Here is a 1,375-nt window from a genome sequence, read left to right as displayed (position 1 = left end):
CATCTAACAATTGGAGGTGTAGTTTTTTTATGACGAAATTTACAAATGAACAAAAACTCGATGCCGTTATGCGCTATCAAAATTCATCAGAGAGTATAAAAGAAATCGCAGAATCTATCAGTACTTACGAATCTGTTGTGCATAACTGGATTAAGCAATTTGAATACCATGGTTTATCTGCTTTTGAAAAATCCTATACATCTTATACAGCTCAGTTTAAAATGGACGTACTAAACTATATGAACGAAAATGGCGTTTCCTCTAACGAAGCCGCGGTTATCTTTAAAATTTCTTCACCTGGAATGATTCGAAGGTGGCGTATTCAACTGAGAACAAGCGGATTGGATGCGCTCTTTTCTAAGAAAAAGGGGCGTCCATCCATGAAAAAAGAATCGACTAAACAACCTAAAAATGTACTAGAAGGCTCGACAGAAGCACTTCAAGCACGTATTAAGCAGCTTGAAATGGAAAACGAGTATTTAAAAAAGTTGAATGCCTTAGTTCAAGCCAAGGAAAAATCACCACGAAAGACAAAGTAAAGGTCATTTTTGAATTAAGGCATAAATACTCGGTGAAGGCGCTTGTGGCATTCGCAGAAATTCCACGTAGCACATACTACGATTTAGTAAAGAAGATGAGTCGACCAGATCCAGATGCCGAGTTAAAGGCTGAAATTCAAGCCATTTATAATGAACACGAAGGCCGCTATGGATACCGTCGTATTCGAGATGAGCTAGCGAATCGTGGGAAAAAAGTTAATCATAAGAAAGTGCAACGCATCATGAAAGCCCTAGGCTTAAAGTGCTTAGTTCGAATGAAAAAATATAAATCTTATAAAGGTACAGTTGGTAAAATCGCGCCGAATATTTTAGATCGCAATTTTACTGCAGAAGCTCCATATGAGAAGTGGGTAACGGATATCACAGAGTTTAAGTTATTCGGAGAGAAGCTTTATTTATCGCCTGTTTTAGACTTGTTTAACGGAGAAATTATTACGTACACAATCGGCTCTAGACCAACGTATTCATTAGTTTCTGAGATGTTAGAAAAAGCTTTAGAGAGGTTGCCAGAAAAACATAAGCTACTGATGCATTCTGATCAAGGCTGGCATTATCAAATGCAGCAGTTTCGGCATGCCCTTGAATCAAGAGGTGTTGTGCAAAGTATGTCCCGTAAAGGAAACTGTTACGACAACTCAGTAATGGAGAATTTTTTCGGTATCATGAAATCGGAATTCCTCTACCTAAAAGAATTTGAAAGTGTCGAACAGTTTAAATTTGAACTTAAAAACTATATAAATTATTACAACACGAAACGTATGAAGGCAAAATTAAAAATGAGTCCGGTGCAATACCGAACTCATTTTATCCAAGCT

General features: G+C 37.2%; 1 protein-coding gene. It reads left to right on the top strand.

Annotated features, from left to right (window positions below):
• Positions 1-29: 29 nt before the first annotated feature.
• A protein-coding gene (locus ACP3VS_RS24175) for an IS3 family transposase (RefSeq protein ID WP_426390280.1) occupies positions 30-1,375 on the top strand; the annotation gives its coding sequence in 2 pieces (ribosomal slippage) (positions 30-480 and positions 480-1,375; 1,347 coding nt annotated over the 2 pieces). This gene is flagged as partial in the annotation.

The organism is Lysinibacillus sp. VIII_CA, from assembly GCF_049943995.1.
Taxonomy (GTDB): Bacteria; Bacillota; Bacilli; order Bacillales_A; family Planococcaceae; genus Lysinibacillus; species Lysinibacillus pinottii.
This window is presented reverse-complemented; position numbering and strand designations above follow the sequence as displayed.